Genomic DNA, 16,439 nt, shown 5'->3' with positions numbered 1-16,439 from the left:
CGCAGGGCCCGAGCCGGACCGTCACCCACAAAGGAGAATAGACATCACCGACAGAGTGAACGAGAGCCGATGAATCACGCTTGATATACACCGAGTGAGCAGAGAGTCCCGTTCGGTTGATCTCGAACGGGTGACCAGATAAATCGGGTTCATGGTGGGAAGGACGTCGTCCGTATGTGGTGTGGCGTGGGCGGGACGCGCTCGGTCCCTGGCAAGGGCGGTCCGCGGTGAACGGGGTCGGCTCGGCGGCCACCCCGACCCTGGTGTCCAGGTGGCGGCACCAGCGGCCGCGCGAGGCGTCGGGGTCGGACCTGCTGCGGCGGGTGAACGCGGTGGCGGTGCTGCTGGTCGCGGTGGACCTGACCGCGGTCGCCGCCGTGGCGGCCCGGTACTCGCCGGGCGCGCGGTGGACCGCGGTGGTGGCGGCGGCGCTGCTCGGCGTGCGGGCCGCGTGCCGGCTGTACCGGCGGCGGCTGTGGCTGTCCTGGTTCCACGACCTGCCGCGCTCGCTCGCCGCGACGGCCGTGGCGTTCGCCCTGGTCACGCTGGCCGGCCTGGTCGGCGGCGCGCCGCCGGGGACCACCCTCGCCACGCAGTGGGCGGTGCTGGCGTTCGCCGCCCTGAGCGAACCGGCGCGGCTCGTCGTGTTCGCCTTCGGCCGCTGGTGCCGGCGGAGGTTCGACCGCTGCGACCGCACGATCGTGGTCGGCGCCGGGAAGGTCGGGGTCGACCTGGTCGGCGCGATGCTGGCGCACCCGGAGTTCGGCCTGCGCCCGGTCGGCTTCGTCGACCCGGAGCCCGCCCTGGACCGCGCCGCCCTGCCGGTCGGCCTGATGGACGAGGACCTGGCCGACGCGATCACCCGGCTGGGGGTCGGCACGGTCGTGCTGGCGTTCTCCCACGCCCGCGAGTCGTCGGTGGTCGACTCGGCCATCACCGCGCACCGGCTCGGCTGCACCACCCTGGTCGTGCCCCGGATGTTCGAGCTGTACCAGGACGGGCCCGACATCGAGCGGCTGCGCAGCTACCCCCTGATGCGGCTGGGCACCGCCCCCACCAGCAGGCCGAGCTGGTGGGTCAAGCGGGCCATGGACGTGCTGCTGGCCGCCGTGGCGCTGGTCGTGCTGTCCCCCGTGATCGGGCTGTGCGCGCTGGCCGTGCTGCTGGAGAGCGGCCGGCCGGTCGTCTTCCGCCAGGTCCGGGTCGGAATGGACGATCAGCCATTCGTGCTCTACAAGCTGCGCAGCGTGAGGATGAACGGCGAAGACGATTCCCAAGTCACCTGGTCGGTGGTCGGGGATCGCCGGGTCGGACCAGTGGGACGATTTTTGCGCAGCACGTCGCTGGACGAACTCCCCCAGTTGTGGAACATCCTCAAGGGCGACATGTCCATCGTCGGACCACGCCCGGAACGACCCGGTTTCGTTCGGGAGTTCTCGGCCATCCACGAGCTATACTGGGCCCGGCACCGGGTTCCCACGGGGCTGACCGGACTCGCGCAGGTGCACGGCCTACGGGGTGACACCTCGATTGTCGACAGGTCCCGATACGACAACTACTACATAGCCAACTGGTCGTTGTGGCTGGACGTGAAAATCCTGTTGCAGACGGTGGGTGAGCTGTTGTGCCGAAGGAACCGCTGAACCGACGACGATCCCGCCGGGTCCTCGGTCTGCTGTGCGCCGCCGCGCTGCTGGTGCCGAGCGCGGCGTGCACGGTGGGCGCCGCCGCCGGCAACCCGCCGCACTTCCCGCTCGGCCCCCTGCCGAAGCCGCTCGCGCCGTGCGGCTGGTGGTACGGCATCGGCGAGCCGCCGAGCACCCGTGACATCACGTTCGCCGCGCAGCACTACGGACTGGTGGTGCTCAACGCCACCGAGACGAAGTCGCTGCGCCGGCTCAAGCAGCTCAACCCGAAGGTGAAGGTGCTGGTCTACAAGGACTTCTCCAGCGCCCGCAACTACCCCGGGGCGGTCGTCGGCGACGTGGACGCGCCGTTCCTGCCCACCGGGATCGGCTACTTCAAGGCCGAGCGGGAGAACCCGCACTGGTTCGCGGTGGACACCAAGAACCACCGGATCGAGTGGAACTCCTACCCGAAGCACTGGCAGATGACCGTGTGGGACCCGGCTTACCAGAAGGCGTGGAGCGACGCCGTCACCGCCGAGGTGGTGCGCGAGGGCTGGGACGGCGTGCTGGCCGACAACGACTTCAGCTCCTTGAAGTACTACTCGTCGGCCGTGCTGAAGGGCACCGAGGACGCGGCCGAGTCCGACCGGGTGATCCGCGAGGGCATGGACACGTTCCTCACCACGGCCGGTGACGCCCTGCACAAGGCCGGGAAGATGCTGATCCCGAACGTGTCCGAGTCCCACCTGACCGCGGGACGGTGGACGGCGCACTCGCGCTACGACGGCGCGATGGAGGAGAACTTCGGCCTGCGCGACACCGGCACCGGCGAACTGCTCACGTTCAAGGGCAACGAGTGGAAGGAGCTGCGCTCGCAGGCCGCGCTGGGCGAGACGTGGCTCCTGCTGATCACCCACACCAAGGGGGCCCGCGAGGAGCGCGTCGGCTACGCCACCGCCGCCCTGCTGGCCAGCCCGCACACGTGCTGGTCGGGCGCCACCACCAAGGACTACCGCAACCCCGACTGGTCCCGCTACCAGGAGTCGAACCTGGGCGAGGCCGTGGAAACGGCGAACCGCCTCCCCTCCGGCGTGTGGGACCGCCGCTTCACCGGCGGCTACGTCGCGGTGAACCCCACCGGCAAAGCCGCGAGGATCACCCCACCACCGGGCCTGGTCAACCTGGACGGCGGCGCCGCCGCCCCGGCCACCGTCGAGATCGCCGCGGGCGACGCCATCGTCCTCGTCACCCCCACCGGCACCACCACCACCGTCGCCACCGCCACGACGACCACCGCGGCCACCCCCACCACCACCCCGACCACCCCGACCACCCCGACCACCACCACCGCCCCCATCACCACCGAACCAACCACCACCACCACCGAACCGGTGACCACCGAACCAACCACCCCACCAACCACCTCCGAACCAACCACCCCCACCACGTAACCGCCCCACCCACTCACCGCCCCACCCACTCACCCGCCGACCTCGCCGACCTTGTCGTCCTCTCCACCCAGCAGCCGGCGGTAGAGGTCGAGGTGGCGTCGCGCGCACACGTCCGGCGCGAACCGGGCCCGCGCCCGCTCGGCGAGTCCCGCTCCGATCCGCTCCGGGTGGGGTTCCTCGAACAACGCGCGCAACCGGGCAGCCAACCCGTCGACGTCCCCCGGCGCCGCGAGTGCCGCGCCGGGCCCGAGCATGTCGGCCACCCCGCCGGTGTCGGTCGCCACCACCGGCTTGCCCGCCGCCATCGCTTCCGCCACCACCAACGGCTGCTGCTCCAACGCGGACGGCAGCACGAGCGCGTCGTGGTGCCGCAGCAGGTCGGGCACATCGGCCCGGAACCCCAGGAATTCCACCCTGCCGCCCAACGCGCGCGCCAACTCCTCGGCCTTCGCCCGCTCCGGCCCGTCGCCCACCACGGTCAACGTGGCGTCCGCCGGCATCACCCCGGGCAACGCCAACGCCGTCAACAACGTGGCCAACCCCTTGCGCTGCACCAGCAACCCGACGAACACCAACCGCCGCACCACCCCCACCGGCGGTTGCACGTGCGCGGGCTCAACGCAGTTGTCGATGTGCGCCAACCTCGTCGCCGGCACCTTCAACCGCCCGCTCAGGAACCGTCCCATCGCCTGCGCCGGCACCACCGTCCGGTGCACCGCCCGCGCCACCACGGCATCCGCCGCCAACACGGTCCGCGTGTAGGCAGAAGGCCCTTCCGCGCCCCGCACACCGCGGAACCACTGCTCACCCACGTCATCCGGCACACCGTGGTACGTCTGGATCACCTTGTGCCGGAACCGCAACCCCGCACCGACCAACCCGGCCCGCCGATCCTGCGCGTGCACCACGTCCGGCCGCCACTCCCGCACCACCGCCCGCGCCCGCCGCCCGGCCCGGACATCGGCCTTGTCCCCCACCTCGACCACCTCGTGGTGCCCGCCCAACGCCTCCGCCCCACGCCGAGGCACGGGCCCGAACACCCGAACCTCCGCCTCACCGGACTCCGCCAACGCACGCGCCAACCGGACCGTGACGTCCACCGGCCCCCCACTGTCCTGCGTCAACAAGTACGCCACCCTCAACCGCCCGCTCACCTTCCACCCACCGAACTCCGCCCGACATCTCGACTACAACGGGCCCGCCACCTCCGCACCGAGGCCCGATTTGACATGGGTTCGGGTGCTTTAGGCTGATCGAAGCCGGGCAGGCTTGGCGGACGCCCTTCCCGCCAGGCCTGCCCGGCTTTGGCCTGCCTGGAGCGCCCGTAAGGGCCCCATGTCAAATCGAGCCGCCCCGCACCACCGATCACCCTGACCCTCACCGGGCCCCCACCATCAACTTGTCCACCAACGTCGCCACCTGATCCGCCACCTGCCGCCGATCGAACAGCAACTCCACCCGCCTCCGCCCGTGCGCACCTTCCAGATCCGCCGCCGAGGGGTCGGCCAGCCGCACCGCCACCGCTTCCGCCAACCCCTCCACGTCACCGGCGGCCAGCACCGCCCCCGCCTCGCCGACGCTCTGCCGCACCCCGCTCACGTCGAAGGCCACCACGGACCGGCCGCACGCCATCGCCTCCAACGGCACCAACGCCATCCCTTCCGCCCTCGACGGCATCACCACCACGTCCGCCGCCGCGTAGAAGTCAGCGACCGCGTCGTCGTGCCCCCACCACCACACGGACTCGTCGTCGCACGCGGCACGCCACCTCTCCCCCATCGGACCGTCCCCGACGAGCACCAGCCGCGCGCCCGGCACCTGCGCCCGCACCGCCGGCCACGCCGCGAGCAGCTGGTCCTGCCCCTTGTACGTCACCAACCTCCCCACGCACACCGCTGTCGGCACGTCCGGCAGCCCCAACCGACGCCGTGCCGCCACCCGGTCCGCCGGCCGGAACCGCTCGACGTCCACTCCGTTGCACACGACCTCCGCCGCACCTCGCACCCCGATCGCGCGTCCGGCGGCCAGTTCGTCGTCGCTCACGCACACCAGCTGGTGCGTCCACCGCGCCCCGGCCCGTTCCCACACCTTCGCCGCCCGCGCCACCACCCCGCCGGTGCTCTGGAACGACCACATGTGCGGCTGGAACATCGTCGGGCGACGTCCGCGCACCACCAGCCGTCCCACCAGACCGGCCTTGGAGCTGTGCAGGTGCACGACATCCGGGTCGAGCCCGCGCAGCACCCGCCGCAGCCGCACCGCCTCACCCACCGTCCTGATCCCCGGTTGCCGACGGGCCTGCCACTCCCGCACCTCCACCCCCAGCGCACGGGCCCGTTCGGCCAGTGGTCCGGGCGGGGACACCACGGTCACCGACCACCCGAGGTCCCGTTGCGCGCGGGCCAGTTCCAGCACCACCGCCGCCACCCCCGCCGTCACGGGCTGGCTCACGTGCACGACCCTCACCGACGCACCACCTCCGGGTTCGCCACCAGCACGGCCACGACGCACACCACCGCCAACACGACCCCTTCGCCCACTGCGGCCACCACCGATCCGGGTGGTCCGAACACGTCACCGATCCCGGACGCCACCGCCGCGCAGCACGCCGCCGCCGCGGCGACCCCGCCGATGCCGCGCACCAGCGAGGCCGGCGGCGGGCCTATTCCCCGCCGCGCCAACGACCACCACGTGCACGGGACCACCAGCCACGCCGCCGCGACCTGCACCAGCGCGACGGCCACCACCCCCTGTCGGGCGAACGCCAGCAGCCCGCCGACCAGCAGCACGAGGTGGCTCACTTCCAGGGCCAGGTAGCGTCGGGCGTGGCCGGCGGCTTTGAGCACCTGGTACCACAGGTGCAGCAGGCTGATCCCCAAGCCGTACAGGCACAGCAGGGCCAGCGGCAGGGCGGCCTCCGCCCAGCGCGCCCCGAACACCACCACCCGGTCGGCCAACGCCGCCGTCACCGCGTACAGGCCGCCGGTGAGCACCAGCACCGCCGTGGTGAACCGCCCGACCACCTGGGACAGCCCGACGCCCTCGCGGATCAGCTTGGCGCACAGCGGCAGCACCACGCCGCCCAGCACCACCGCGACCAGGATGTACGGCACCCAGGCGATCCGGTACGCCAACGAGTACACGCCGACCGCTTCCGGCCCGTGCGCCCGTGCGATCGCCAGGTAGTCCAGGTTGATCAGCAGCACGGCCACCACCGCGCCCGGTCCGACGACCGCGATCCAGCGCAGCGCCTCGGCCGCCGCGCCCGCGTCCCACACCGGCCGCACCCGCACGCCGACCACCGCACCGAGCAGGGGCTGCGCCACCGCCGTGCACAGCAACCCGACGACCAGCGAGTGCGGTCCGGCGCCGGTCACCGCCAGCACGACCGTGACCGCCGCGCCGAGCACCGCGCCGCCCGCGTCGGGCAGCAGCCGACGGCGGAAGTCCAGGTCCCGGTGCAGCAGCCCCATCTGCACCCCGGCCACCGCCGAGAACGGCAGGCTCGCCGCCGCCAGCCGCAGCAGCGGCGCGACCGACGGCGCGTCCAACGCGTGCGCGATGCCGTCGGCCGCGAGCGCCAGCGCCGACGCCAGCACCACCCCCGTGCCCGCGCTGAGCACGAGCAACGTGCCCGCCACCTGGCGCGGGTCGCGGTCGGTGCGGCTGACCACGTCGTAGACGCCCATCGACTGCACGACCTGGCCGATGTTGACCAGCGCGACGGCCAGCGCGACCAGCCCCAGCCCTTCTTCGGTGAGGAACGCGGCCAGCACCAGCGTGACGGCCATCTGGCTGCCCTTGCTGATCAGGTTGACCAGGAACAACCACCGCGTTCCCGCACCCACACCAGCCCCGACCCCCACCCCGGAACCAGAACCCGACTGAGAACCCGACCCCGCCCCAGTCCCCGTCCCCGTCTCCGACCCCGCCCCAGTCCCCATCTCCGGCCCAGACCCAGTCCCCGTCTCCGGCCCAGACCCCGGCGTCACGCTCGAACCGTGCCCACGGCCGAACACCGGCGCGTCGCCGCGAACACCGCCGCCGACACCCACGCCACCACCACAGCCACCCCGTCGACCGTCACGTCCACCCGCGCCCCCGTGACCTCCCGGATCGCCACGCTCACGAAGTGCAGGTGCGCGAACGGAACCAGCAGCAGCACCACCGACATCCCGAGCCGCCAGTCCCGTTCACACCGGCCCTGCCACCACACGACGCCGACCGCCACCAACGACGGCACGGCGATCAGCACGTCACCCGGCTGGTGCACCACCGCCGCCACCACCGCGAGGCACGTGAGCAGGTCCGCCGCCGCGGGCTGGCCCATCCGGTCCAGCCGCCGCACCAGCACCGCCGTCACCACCAGCACGGCCACCAGCGCGAACGGTTCCGCGCCGCCCGGCAGCCCGCCCGTGACCCGGTAGAGCACCGCCGCGAGGTCGATCCGCTGCGCCGTCATCGAGTCGACCGCGCCGTACGCGGTCTGGCTCGCGTGGGCCAGGTTCGCCGCGATCACGTCCAGGAACGGCCCGACGCCGCCGCCGCGAGCCACCAGCGGCACCACCACGACCAGGCCGGCGACCGCCGCGACCGCCGTCCCGGTCAACGCCACCCGCCGTGATCCGCGCACGAACAGCAGCACCGCCAGCGGCAGGCCGAACTGGGGCTTGAGCCACGCCAGCGCCAACGCGACCGCCGCCCACCGGGGCGCGTCGCGCCGGGCCAGCAACGCGCCCGCCGCGCCGACCGCGATCAGCGGGTTCACCTGGCCGACGTACAGCTGCGCCTTGCCGACCTGGCTGAGCAGGAGCAGGGTCGCGATCACCGCGGTGCCCAGCGCCATCGGCACGTGCGGGCGCAACCGGCCGGCCGCCAGCACCGCCAGCGCGACCAGCAGCACCAGCGACGCCAGCGCGAACGCGACCGCGCCGACCCGGTACCCCGGCAGCGCGAACGGGGCGTGCAGCAGCAGGTGGTAGGGCTGGTAGAGGTTGAAGCTCTGCCGCACCGGCCAGTGGTCCAGCATGGTCGCCGGGTGGTAGGGGTTGCCGCCCGCCAGGAACTCCCGGATCGGGAAGTACAGCGCGTCCCGGAAGTCCTGCATCCGCTCCTCGGCCAGGGTGTCCCCCGTCGGGAGCGGCGCCTGCCACGACGGCCGCAACGCGCGCCACGACGCCACCGCGCCGACCAGCACGACCAGTGCGGTGAGCACCCGCACCTTGTCCTTCACCGCCGCGGTCTTCAGCACGTCACCACCGCCACCAGGGTCGCCGTGGCGGGCAGCGCGCCGACCACGGTCGCCAGCTCCTCCTGCGGGCCCCCGTGGGGGACGACCGCGATCACCGCGTCACCGTCGGCCGGTTCACCGGTCTTCTCCGGCAGCTCCGCGGCCAGGGCTTCGGCGCGGTCGGCCAGTTCCGGCACCACCGCCACGACCCGCGCGGGCCGGGCCGACGCCTCGCACAGCAACGCGAGCCGTTGCGCCAGCCCGGGGTCGTCGTCGGGCAGCACGGCCACCGGCCGGCGCACGCCGCCGGCGTTGAGCGCGGCGCGCACCTGGTCGCGGGGCCGGGTCCGGCGCAGGTGGCCGACGGCGTGCGCGGCCAGACCCGCCAGGACGCCCGCGATCAGCGCCAGGCCGTAGGCCAGTGGCCGGTCGGGCGCGACCTGCGTGGTCTCGGGCCGGTCCAGCAGGCGCAGCCGGGCGGAGGGCGCGAACAGGTCGGCGTCCACCACGGTCCGCGCGATCCGGGTCGCGGCCTGCGCGGCCCGGTCGGCGGTCTCGGCGCGCACCGACAGCCGGGCCAGGCCGGAGGCGGGCACCAGCTCCACGGACACCCGGCGGGCCAGGTCGTCGATCGTGGTGCCCAGTTCCTCGGCCGGGACCCGCAGCACGGACGGGCTGCGCGACACCTCGACCAGGGCGGGCAGCGACAGGGCGACGACCTCGCCGAAGCTCGCCTCGGGCGGCTGGTCGGGGTCGCCGACGGCCGGCACGGCGAGCACGCCGACGCGGCTCTCGTACTCCTTGCCCGCCACCTCGACGGCGACCACCACGGCGGTCGCGACGAGCAGCGCGATCCCGAGGCTGAGCGCCAGCGGGCGCTTCAGGACGTCCGGGACGCGCAGCTCCTTCAGCGCGCCCAGGACCCGCGGCACGTTCAGCTCCATCATGACCTTCCGATCGCGGTGCGCAGCAGTTCGTCGTAGGACCGCATCAGCAGCCGCGGGTCGTGCTCGCGCCGCACGGACGCGCGGCCCGCCTCGGCCAGTTCCTCCCGGGCCCGGGGGTCGAACAGCAGTGACCGCAGCGCCTTGGCCGTCGCGCCGGGGTCGCGGCGCGGCACCACCACTCCCCCGCCGCCGGCCAGCGCCTGCCGCACGCCGTCCACGTCGGTCGCCACCACGGGGCGTCCGGCGGCCAGCGACTCCAGCACCGCGATCGGCATGCCCTCCCAGTCGCTGGTGAGCACGGTGACGTCGGCGGCGGCCAGCAGGTCGGGCACGTCGCAGCGGTTGCCGAGGAACCGCACCCGGTCCGCGATGCCCAGTTCGGCGGCGCGCACGCGCAGCACGTCCCCGAGGCTGCCGTCGCCCGCCAGCCACAGCACCGCGCCGCCGTCCACCTCCGCCCACGCCTCCAGCAGCACGTCGTGCCGCTTCTGCGGTTCCAGCCGGGCCGGGCACAGCGCGACCGGCGCGTCCGGTGCGACGCCGTGCACCGCGCGGACCGCGTTCCGGTCGACCCGTTCGGGTTGCGGGAACACCGCGTTCGGGATCACCACGGGGTCGGGCACGCCGGCCGCGCGCAGCCGGTCGGCCGTGGCGTCGGCGACCGCGACGACCGTGCGCGAGGTGCGCTTGAGGATGCGGGCCGCGCCGGTGTAGTCGGTCTCCGCGACGCCGTGGAACACCGTCAGCAGCGGCAGCCTGCCCGGCAGCACGGCGAGGCGCGCGACGACGCTGGCCGAGACGTTGTGCGCCAGCACCACCTCCGGCCGGAAGCTGCGGATCGCGGCCTTGGTGGCCGTGGTCGCGCGCAGCACGCCGGTCGCGCGGCGCCGCGCCACGGGCACGGTGAACGTCGGCACGCCGCACGCGCGCAACGCCTCGGCCCGGTGCCCGCCGCCGCTGGCCACGGCCGAGTGCCAGCCGAACTGCTCGCCCGACCTGGCCATCCCGGCGACGAGCGCCTCGGCGCCGCCGGTACCCATCTCACTGATCACGTGGAGCACACGCAACGTCGCTCGCTCTCCTCAGACGCAGGTCGGCCGCGGCCACGACCGCGACCAGCGACCACAACGGCAGGTAGTACTGCTGGGACAGGAAGGTGGAGGCGACCACGACCGCGATCAGGGACGCCTGGACGGCGACGATCGGCAGCGGGTCGTCGGTGGTGCGGCGCACGCGTTCGCTGGTGGCCGCGGTGAGCACGAGGAGCGCGGCGAACAGCGCGAAGCCGGGCACGCCGAGTTCGGCGGCGACCTCCAGGTACATGTTGTGCGCCACCGGGGTCTGCTCGTCGATCTCGGCGTTGTTCGACGCGGCGGGGTAGCCCTCGCGGAACCCGCCCGGTCCCACGCCGAGCACGGGGTGCTCGGCGACCATGCGCGCGGCGGCCTGCCAGCGCAGTTCGCGGGTGTCCACGTTGGTCCCGGCGACGTGGTTCTTCTCCCGCACCGCCCGGTCCAGCTCCGGTCCGGCGAACAGGACCGCGGCCACCCCGAGCACGGCCAGCGCCGCCACACCGCCCGCCAACGCCCTGAGCGGCACCGCGCGGCGGGCGAGCAGCCACGCCACGGCGGCGGTGAGGGCGAGCGCGCCGCCCCGGGAGAACGTCGCCGCCGCGCCCGCGGCGAGCACGACGGCCGCCACGGCGGTCGGCACGCGGTGGCGCAGCGCCACCACCAGCGGCAGGGCGGCGACCAGGAAGTAGGCCAGGTCGTTCGGGTCCTCCAGCGGCCCGGCGGCCCGCGTCTGCCCCTCGGCGACCAGGCCCGCCAACGCGCCGACCGCCGCGACCACCGCTCCGGCCACGGTCGCGACCAGCACCGCGCGCAGGGGCGCCTCCCGGGAGACGACGTCGATCAGCACCACCGTGATCAGCAGGAACGGCAGCCAGCGCACGGCGTACCCGGTCGCGAACGGACCGCCCGCGTGCACCGCCCAGGACGCCAGGAGCACGACGGCGAGCGCCGCGAGGACCACGTGCGCCGGGTGCGGCTCGGGCGCGCGGCGTTGCCGCGCCCTCAGCACGGCCCAGGCGAGCACGAGCAGCGCGGACGGCGCTTTGGCCAGGTGGCCGTGCACCTGGAGGAGGTAGCCCTCCAACGGCGCGGCGAACACCGTCGCACACGCCAGGACCCGCACCAGCCCCGCCAACCACCCCTCGACCCCCGCCGGACCCGCCGCCCACCCCACCGGCCGACCCGACGCACCCGACCGCCACGGCACACCCGAGCGCCACGGCACACCCGGTCGCCCCGGCGCGACCCGGTCCGTCACCCCGACACCACCCGGTCCGACGCCGCCCCCGCGCCACGGCCCGTCGCCCGGCCGGTCGCTCGCGACGCCGTCCGCCGCGTCACCCGCCGCACCGCGCCAGCAGCCCGGTGTCGTGCTCGCGCAGTCCCGCGTCGAGCCGGTCGACGTGCGCGCCGGTGCCGATCACCTCGAAGTGGTGCTCGCGCAGCGCGCCCAGCACCCACCCGAGGAACTCGACCTTCCGCGCGCCGGGCACCGCCATGCCGGGGAAGAACTCCATGCCGGGCGCTTCGGCCGCGCCGAGCACGTCCGTGGGGTGCAGCAACAGCGACGGCTGAACGCCCCGCGCCCGGCACAACCGCAACGCTGCGGTGAAGTACGCACGAGCCACCCGCGGCGAGAGCTGGTGCAGTTGCAGCAGGTAGGAGCCGTGGATCGGGACGCGCAGCAGCGGCATCGTGGTGACCGGCAGCTCGACCAGGCCCGAGCCGACCCGCCAGCGGTAGGCGCGGTTCGGCGCGCGGACGCGGGAGAAGCCGCCGAACAGGTCGCGTTCGCCGCCGGTCGGCGCGGTGCGGTTGTGGTAGGCGCGGGCGAGCGGGCCGATCCAGGTGGGCAGGGTGCTGGCGTCGTAGCGGTAGCCGCGCTCGGCGAGCAGCTCCAGCAGGTCGCGGGTGACGCTGTAGCCGGGGCCGCGGAACCCGGTCGGCCGCGGCGCGCCCGCCGCGACGATCGCCGCCTCGGTGCGGGCGAGCTCGGCTTCGAGCCGGTCGCGGGTGTAGCGGTGCAGCCAGGGTTCGTGGCCGTAGGAGTGGTTGCCGACCTCGTGCCCGGCGGCGGTGATGTCGGCGACGGCCCGCGCGCCGTCGTCGCGCTCGGCGTCCGCGCCGACGACGAAGACGGTCGTGGTGAGGCCGTGCGCGCCGAAGACCTCGAGCAGCCGCGGCACGGCGGTGGGCAGGAAGCTGGGACGGCGTTCCCACTCGGGGTCGCCGTGGGTCTTCAGGTAGGCCCAGAGGTTGTCGAGGTCGAGGGAGACGCTGGCGGTGTTCACCCGGCCACCTCCGCCGGCGCCTTGGCGAAGCGGTCGGCGTAGCCGAGCAGGAGCACGCCGGACACGACGAGCGCGACGCCCAGCGCCACCCACCACTCGCGGCCGGGCGTGATCGCGTCGCCGAGCGCGGCGATGCCGATGACCGAGGTGAGCACGACGGTGGTGGCGTCCATGGTGGCGACGGTCGAGGTGGCCGAGCCGCGGCGCAGGGCCAGCGCCAGGTAGGACTGGCCGACGAGCGCGGCGACGACCATCAGCCACGCCAGCGGGTACAGCGGGAGGGTCGGGAAGGGCTCGTCGGCCAGCGTGCGGCTGGTCATGGCGACCACCGCGAACGCCACCCCGGCGGCCGCGGCCAGCGGCACCACACCGCCGATCCGGCGCTGCGCCAGGGCGAGCGCGACCAGGGGCAGTCCGAACAGGACGATGCCGGGGCCCTGCGGCACGTCGTGCGCGGCCGACGGGGTGGCCGCCGCGACGAGCAGGACCAGCCCGGCCGCCATCACGACCAGCACCACGACCTCGACCACGCGGACCCGCCAGCCGAGCACCGCGATGCCGAACAGGGTGGCGAGGCCGACGGCGCACGACGAGCCGGCCTGGACGAGGTAGAGCGGCAGCCGGGCGCGGGCCAGGAACGCCAGCGCGAAGCCGCCCACCTGGCCCGCGAAGCCGAGCAGGTAGAGCCGGTCGCGGGCGAGCCTGGCGAGCAGCCCGAGCCCGCCGACGTCGTCGTCGGCGCGCCGGGAGGCGACCGCCTGGGCGACGACGCCCAGCGCGTACAGCACCGCGGACGCGGCGAGTTCGAGGTAGCCAGTCACGCGACCCTTCCCATCGAGATATCGGCCCGTGGGGACAGCCGGCGCGCGGAAGCGGTCGGTGTGATCCCGATATCGGAAGGGGAGCGTAGAACCCGAAAGACCTCGACTCGTTCGAGCGATAGGCGACTACACGATCGAGCTAACCCTCTGACTACTCAACGGTTTCCGCGTGGAACGGACCACCGGGCAGGGACCACCGGGCAGGGACCACCGGGACAGGAACCACCGCGGCGGGTGCCGCCACGGCACGGCCGTAGTTCGCCACGGTGCTCGCGCATACCGCCGGCAGCGGCCGGCGCTCGTCGCCGGAGGTGTCCGCCTCGACGGCCGACTCCGGTGGCGCCGCCACGGCCAGTGGGCGTACAGCGCGCACGCGGGGGTGCACCGGCGCCCGAGTTGCCGGATCGGCAACTTTGTTTGCCGGCCGACCGGGGTGGTCCGCACTATCGGGGCATGGACGCAACTGAGGAGTACTGGGAGACGTTCTACCGCGACCGCGGCCAGGTGTGGACCGGCAAGGCCAACGAGCTGCTGGTGCGCGAGGTCGCCCACCTGGACCCGGGCACCGCGCTGGACCTGGGCTGCGGCGAGGGCGGTGACGCGTTGTGGCTCGCCGAGCAGGGCTGGCGGGTGACCGCCGTCGACGTGTCCGCCGTGGCCCTGTCCAGGGGCGCGGCGCGGGCCACCGAGGTGGGGCTGGCCCCGCGCATCGACTGGCAGCGGCACGACCTGGCGCGCTCGTTCCCGACCGGGGTGTTCGACCTGGTCTCGGCGCAGTTCCTGCACTCGTCGGTGGCGGTGGAGGGCGAGCGGGAGGGCATCCTCGCGCGGGCCGCGGAGGCCGTCGCGCCCGGTGGGCGGCTGCTGGTCGTGGGCCACGCCGGCTGGCCGACGTGGCTGGCGGACAACCCGCCGGTGGAGTACCGGTTCCCGACCAACGCCGACGTGCTGGGCTCGCTGCGCCTCGGCCCGGAGTGGGTGGTGGAGGTGGACGAGTCGGTCGAGCGGGAGATCATCAGCCCGGAGCAGGTGCACGGCACGCGCACCGACGTCGTGCTCCGCTTGAAGCGCGGCTGAGGACGGCCGGCGTCCCGCCACGACGAGCACGACGACCCACGTCAGGCGGCGGCGCCGTGCCCGTCCTCGGCCGGCGCGGGCAGGCCGAGGCGGGCGGGGGTGTCCTCGTCGAACTCGTCCAGGAAGTCGTGCAGGGCGTCGGCGGCGTGCTCCAGCGAGGGCATCGCGTACAGCACCGGCTGGTACCCGGCGGCGGTGTAAGGGGTGGTCACGACCCGCGGCACGGCCCACGGCCGGATCTCGGCGCGGTGCAGCCGCCCCAGCTCGCCGTAGGAGGACAGCAGCGCCGCACCGTACGCCTTGACCCGGCCCCGCTCGACCGCGACGCCGTACTCCAGGGTGAACCAGTACACGCGGCTGATCAGGTCCAGGGCGGCCGCGCCGGACACCCGGGCCGCCGCCGTGCCGACCAGCCGGTAGAGGTCGGCGAACCACGGCGAGGACAGGTGCGTGCCGTGGCCGTGCACGTCGTGCAGGACGTCGGGCTCGGGCGTGTAGAGCGGCATCGCCGGGTGCCGCACGTACTGCACGGCGTGGAAGTACCCGCGCGCCATGGCGCCGAGGAACCGCTCGTCCGGCACGATCCCGCCGGCGAGGGTGAACCGGAACCCGGTCAGCTCGTGCAGGCGGTCGCCGACCTCGGCGTGCTGCGGCACGTGGTCGGCGGGGATGGGCGCGGTGTCCCGGGCGCGCAGCACCGCCCGGCACACCGCGTCCTCCTGGACCGCGGCCAGCGCGGTGTGCACCTGCCGCCAGGTCTCGTGCTCGCGCTCGGTGTAGGTGACCGGCGGCGAGGGCTCGCCCACCTCGTGGCCCTCGGCCCGCGCCACGATCGCGTCACGGCGCCGGAGGTAGGCGGGGTCGCTCAGGCCGGGGTGCAGCGGGGCGGCTCCCAGCGTCCCGTCCGGGGCCACCGGCGTCCGTGCCGGCACGTCGATGGTTTCGCTCGTCATGCACGGAGGCGTACCCGGGCCGTGTGCCGGCACTCGGCCGACGGACGCTGGTCACCCCGCCGGGTGATGTCGGGCCCCGGCTCGGGAACGGAGCGCTACAGCCGGGCGAGCAGCTCGGTCAGGGCTTGCCCCAAGGGGAGGTCGACGCGCACGGTCGCGTGGACGTCGCCCCTGGTCTCGCCCTTGTTGACGATGAGGACGGGCTTGCCGGCGGTGGCGGCGTGCCGCACGAACCGCAGGCCGGACATGACGGTCAGCGACGAGCCGAGCACGAGCAGCGCGTCGGCCTCGTCCACCAGGCGGTAGCACCGCTCGACGCGCGGGCGCGGCACGTTCTCGCCGAAGAACACCACGTCCGGCTTCAGCACGCCGCTCCCGCAGCCGGCGCACCCGACCAGCCGGAACGACCGCACCTCGTGCTCGGCGAGGTCCACGTCGCCGTCCGGGTTGATCCGGGTGGCGGTGGCCTCGAAGGCGGGGTTGGCGGCCCGGAACCGGCGGTCGAGGTCCTCCCGGGCGCTGACCTCGCGGCAGTCCAGGCAGACCACGCGGTCGAGGCTGCCGTGCAGCTCGACCACGTCGGGCGTGCCGGCCGCCTGGTGCAGGCCGTCGACGTTCTGCGTGATGACACCGGACAGGTGGCCGCGGGCGTGCAGCTCGGCCACGGCGTGGTGGCCGGTGTTGGGCGCGGCGCGGGCGATGGTCCGCCAGCCGAGGTGGCTGCGCGCCCAGTACCGGCGCCTGCCCTCCGCGCTGCCGACGAACTCGTCGTAGGTCATCGGGGTGTGCTTGCGCAGGCTGCCCGCCGCGCCCCGGTAGTCGGGGATGCCGGACTCGGTCGACAGCCCCGCGCCGCTGAGCACCAGCACCCGGCCGTCCGCGACCACCCGCACGACCTCGTCCAGGCTGGTCGTGCGCGGCAACGGCGCGCCGGTCGGCGTCCAGCTCAACGTCGGCCGGGTTCGCAT

At 74.2% G+C, this 16,439-nt stretch carries 14 protein-coding genes; 3 read left to right on the top strand and 11 right to left on the bottom strand.

Features of this window, described 5'->3' with window-relative positions; genetic code table 11:
* Positions 1 to 227 precede the first annotated feature (227 nt).
* Together IOD16_RS10595 and IOD16_RS40920 are read left to right on the top strand one after the other, a co-directional pair.
* Positions 228 to 1,643, top strand: a complete 1,416-nt coding sequence (locus tag IOD16_RS10595; protein WP_201439888.1) for a sugar transferase — start codon at positions 228 to 230, stop codon at positions 1,641 to 1,643.
* Positions 1,625 to 3,079, top strand: a complete 1,455-nt coding sequence (locus IOD16_RS40920; protein WP_268957698.1) for a putative glycoside hydrolase family 15 protein — start codon at positions 1,625 to 1,627, stop codon at positions 3,077 to 3,079. The genes IOD16_RS10595 and IOD16_RS40920 overlap by 19 nt, the downstream gene beginning before the upstream one ends.
* Positions 3,080 to 3,108: 29 nt before the next feature.
* On the opposite strand, the gene IOD16_RS10585 is transcribed toward IOD16_RS40920, so the two are convergent.
* The 9 genes from IOD16_RS10585 to IOD16_RS10545 all read right to left on the bottom strand — a co-directional run bounded on the left by IOD16_RS10585 (position 3,109) and on the right by IOD16_RS10545 (position 13,441).
* Complete coding sequence (locus IOD16_RS10585; RefSeq protein ID WP_328809490.1) at positions 3,109 to 4,215, bottom strand: glycosyltransferase family 4 protein; 1,107 nt, start codon at positions 4,213 to 4,215, stop codon at positions 3,109 to 3,111.
* Between the two features lie 241 nt (positions 4,216 to 4,456).
* Positions 4,457 to 5,545: a glycosyltransferase gene (locus tag IOD16_RS10580; protein ID WP_201439886.1), complete on the bottom strand. Its 1,089-nt coding sequence runs from the start codon at positions 5,543 to 5,545 to the stop codon at positions 4,457 to 4,459.
* The gene (locus IOD16_RS10575) at positions 5,542 to 6,927 is read right to left on the bottom strand and encodes an oligosaccharide flippase family protein (protein ID WP_236594876.1); all 1,386 of its coding nucleotides are present in this window, start codon (positions 6,925 to 6,927) and stop codon (positions 5,542 to 5,544) included. Before IOD16_RS10575 ends, IOD16_RS10580 begins: the two co-directional genes overlap by 4 nt.
* A 140-nt stretch (positions 6,928 to 7,067) precedes the next feature.
* The gene (locus IOD16_RS40915; RefSeq protein WP_268957696.1) at positions 7,068 to 8,330 is read right to left on the bottom strand and encodes a glycosyltransferase 87 family protein; all 1,263 of its coding nucleotides are present in this window, start codon (positions 8,328 to 8,330) and stop codon (positions 7,068 to 7,070) included.
* A complete protein-coding gene (locus IOD16_RS10565) occupies positions 8,324 to 9,256 on the bottom strand; it encodes a hypothetical protein (protein WP_236594875.1) in 933 nt (310 codons plus the stop codon). Before IOD16_RS10565 ends, IOD16_RS40915 begins: the two co-directional genes overlap by 7 nt.
* Positions 9,253 to 10,296: a glycosyltransferase gene (locus IOD16_RS10560; protein WP_201439884.1), complete on the bottom strand. Its 1,044-nt coding sequence runs from the start codon at positions 10,294 to 10,296 to the stop codon at positions 9,253 to 9,255. Before IOD16_RS10560 ends, IOD16_RS10565 begins: the two co-directional genes overlap by 4 nt.
* Position 10,297: 1 nt before the next feature.
* A complete protein-coding gene (locus tag IOD16_RS10555) occupies positions 10,298 to 11,587 on the bottom strand; it encodes an O-antigen ligase family protein (protein WP_236594874.1) in 1,290 nt (429 codons plus the stop codon).
* Positions 11,588 to 11,666: 79 nt separating this feature from the next.
* Positions 11,667 to 12,620, bottom strand: coding sequence for a polysaccharide deacetylase family protein (locus tag IOD16_RS10550; RefSeq protein WP_201439883.1), 954 nt, complete (start codon positions 12,618 to 12,620; stop codon positions 11,667 to 11,669).
* A complete protein-coding gene (locus IOD16_RS10545) occupies positions 12,617 to 13,441 on the bottom strand; it encodes a hypothetical protein (protein WP_201439882.1) in 825 nt (274 codons plus the stop codon). Before IOD16_RS10545 ends, IOD16_RS10550 begins: the two co-directional genes overlap by 4 nt.
* Before the next feature lie 453 nt (positions 13,442 to 13,894).
* Here IOD16_RS10545 and IOD16_RS10540 point away from each other — a divergent pair, with 453 nt between their 5' ends.
* Positions 13,895 to 14,518 (top strand): SAM-dependent methyltransferase, encoded by a 624-nt coding sequence (locus tag IOD16_RS10540; protein WP_201439881.1) that lies wholly within the window; start codon positions 13,895 to 13,897, stop codon positions 14,516 to 14,518.
* A 41-nt stretch (positions 14,519 to 14,559) separates the two neighbouring features.
* Here IOD16_RS10540 and IOD16_RS10535 read toward each other — a convergent pair whose 3' ends face one another.
* Both IOD16_RS10535 and IOD16_RS10530 read right to left on the bottom strand, forming a co-directional pair.
* On the bottom strand, positions 14,560 to 15,471 hold the full coding sequence (locus tag IOD16_RS10535) for a phenylalanine 4-monooxygenase (protein ID WP_201439880.1): 912 nt from the start codon (positions 15,469 to 15,471) through the stop codon (positions 14,560 to 14,562).
* A 95-nt stretch (positions 15,472 to 15,566) separates the two neighbouring features.
* Complete coding sequence (locus tag IOD16_RS10530) at positions 15,567 to 16,439, bottom strand: NAD-dependent protein deacetylase (RefSeq protein ID WP_201439879.1); 873 nt, start codon at positions 16,437 to 16,439, stop codon at positions 15,567 to 15,569.

It is taken from the genome of Saccharothrix sp. 6-C (assembly GCF_016695385.1).
GTDB lineage: Bacteria > Actinomycetota > Actinomycetes > Mycobacteriales > Pseudonocardiaceae > Actinosynnema > Actinosynnema texasense.
This window is presented reverse-complemented; position numbering and strand designations above follow the sequence as displayed.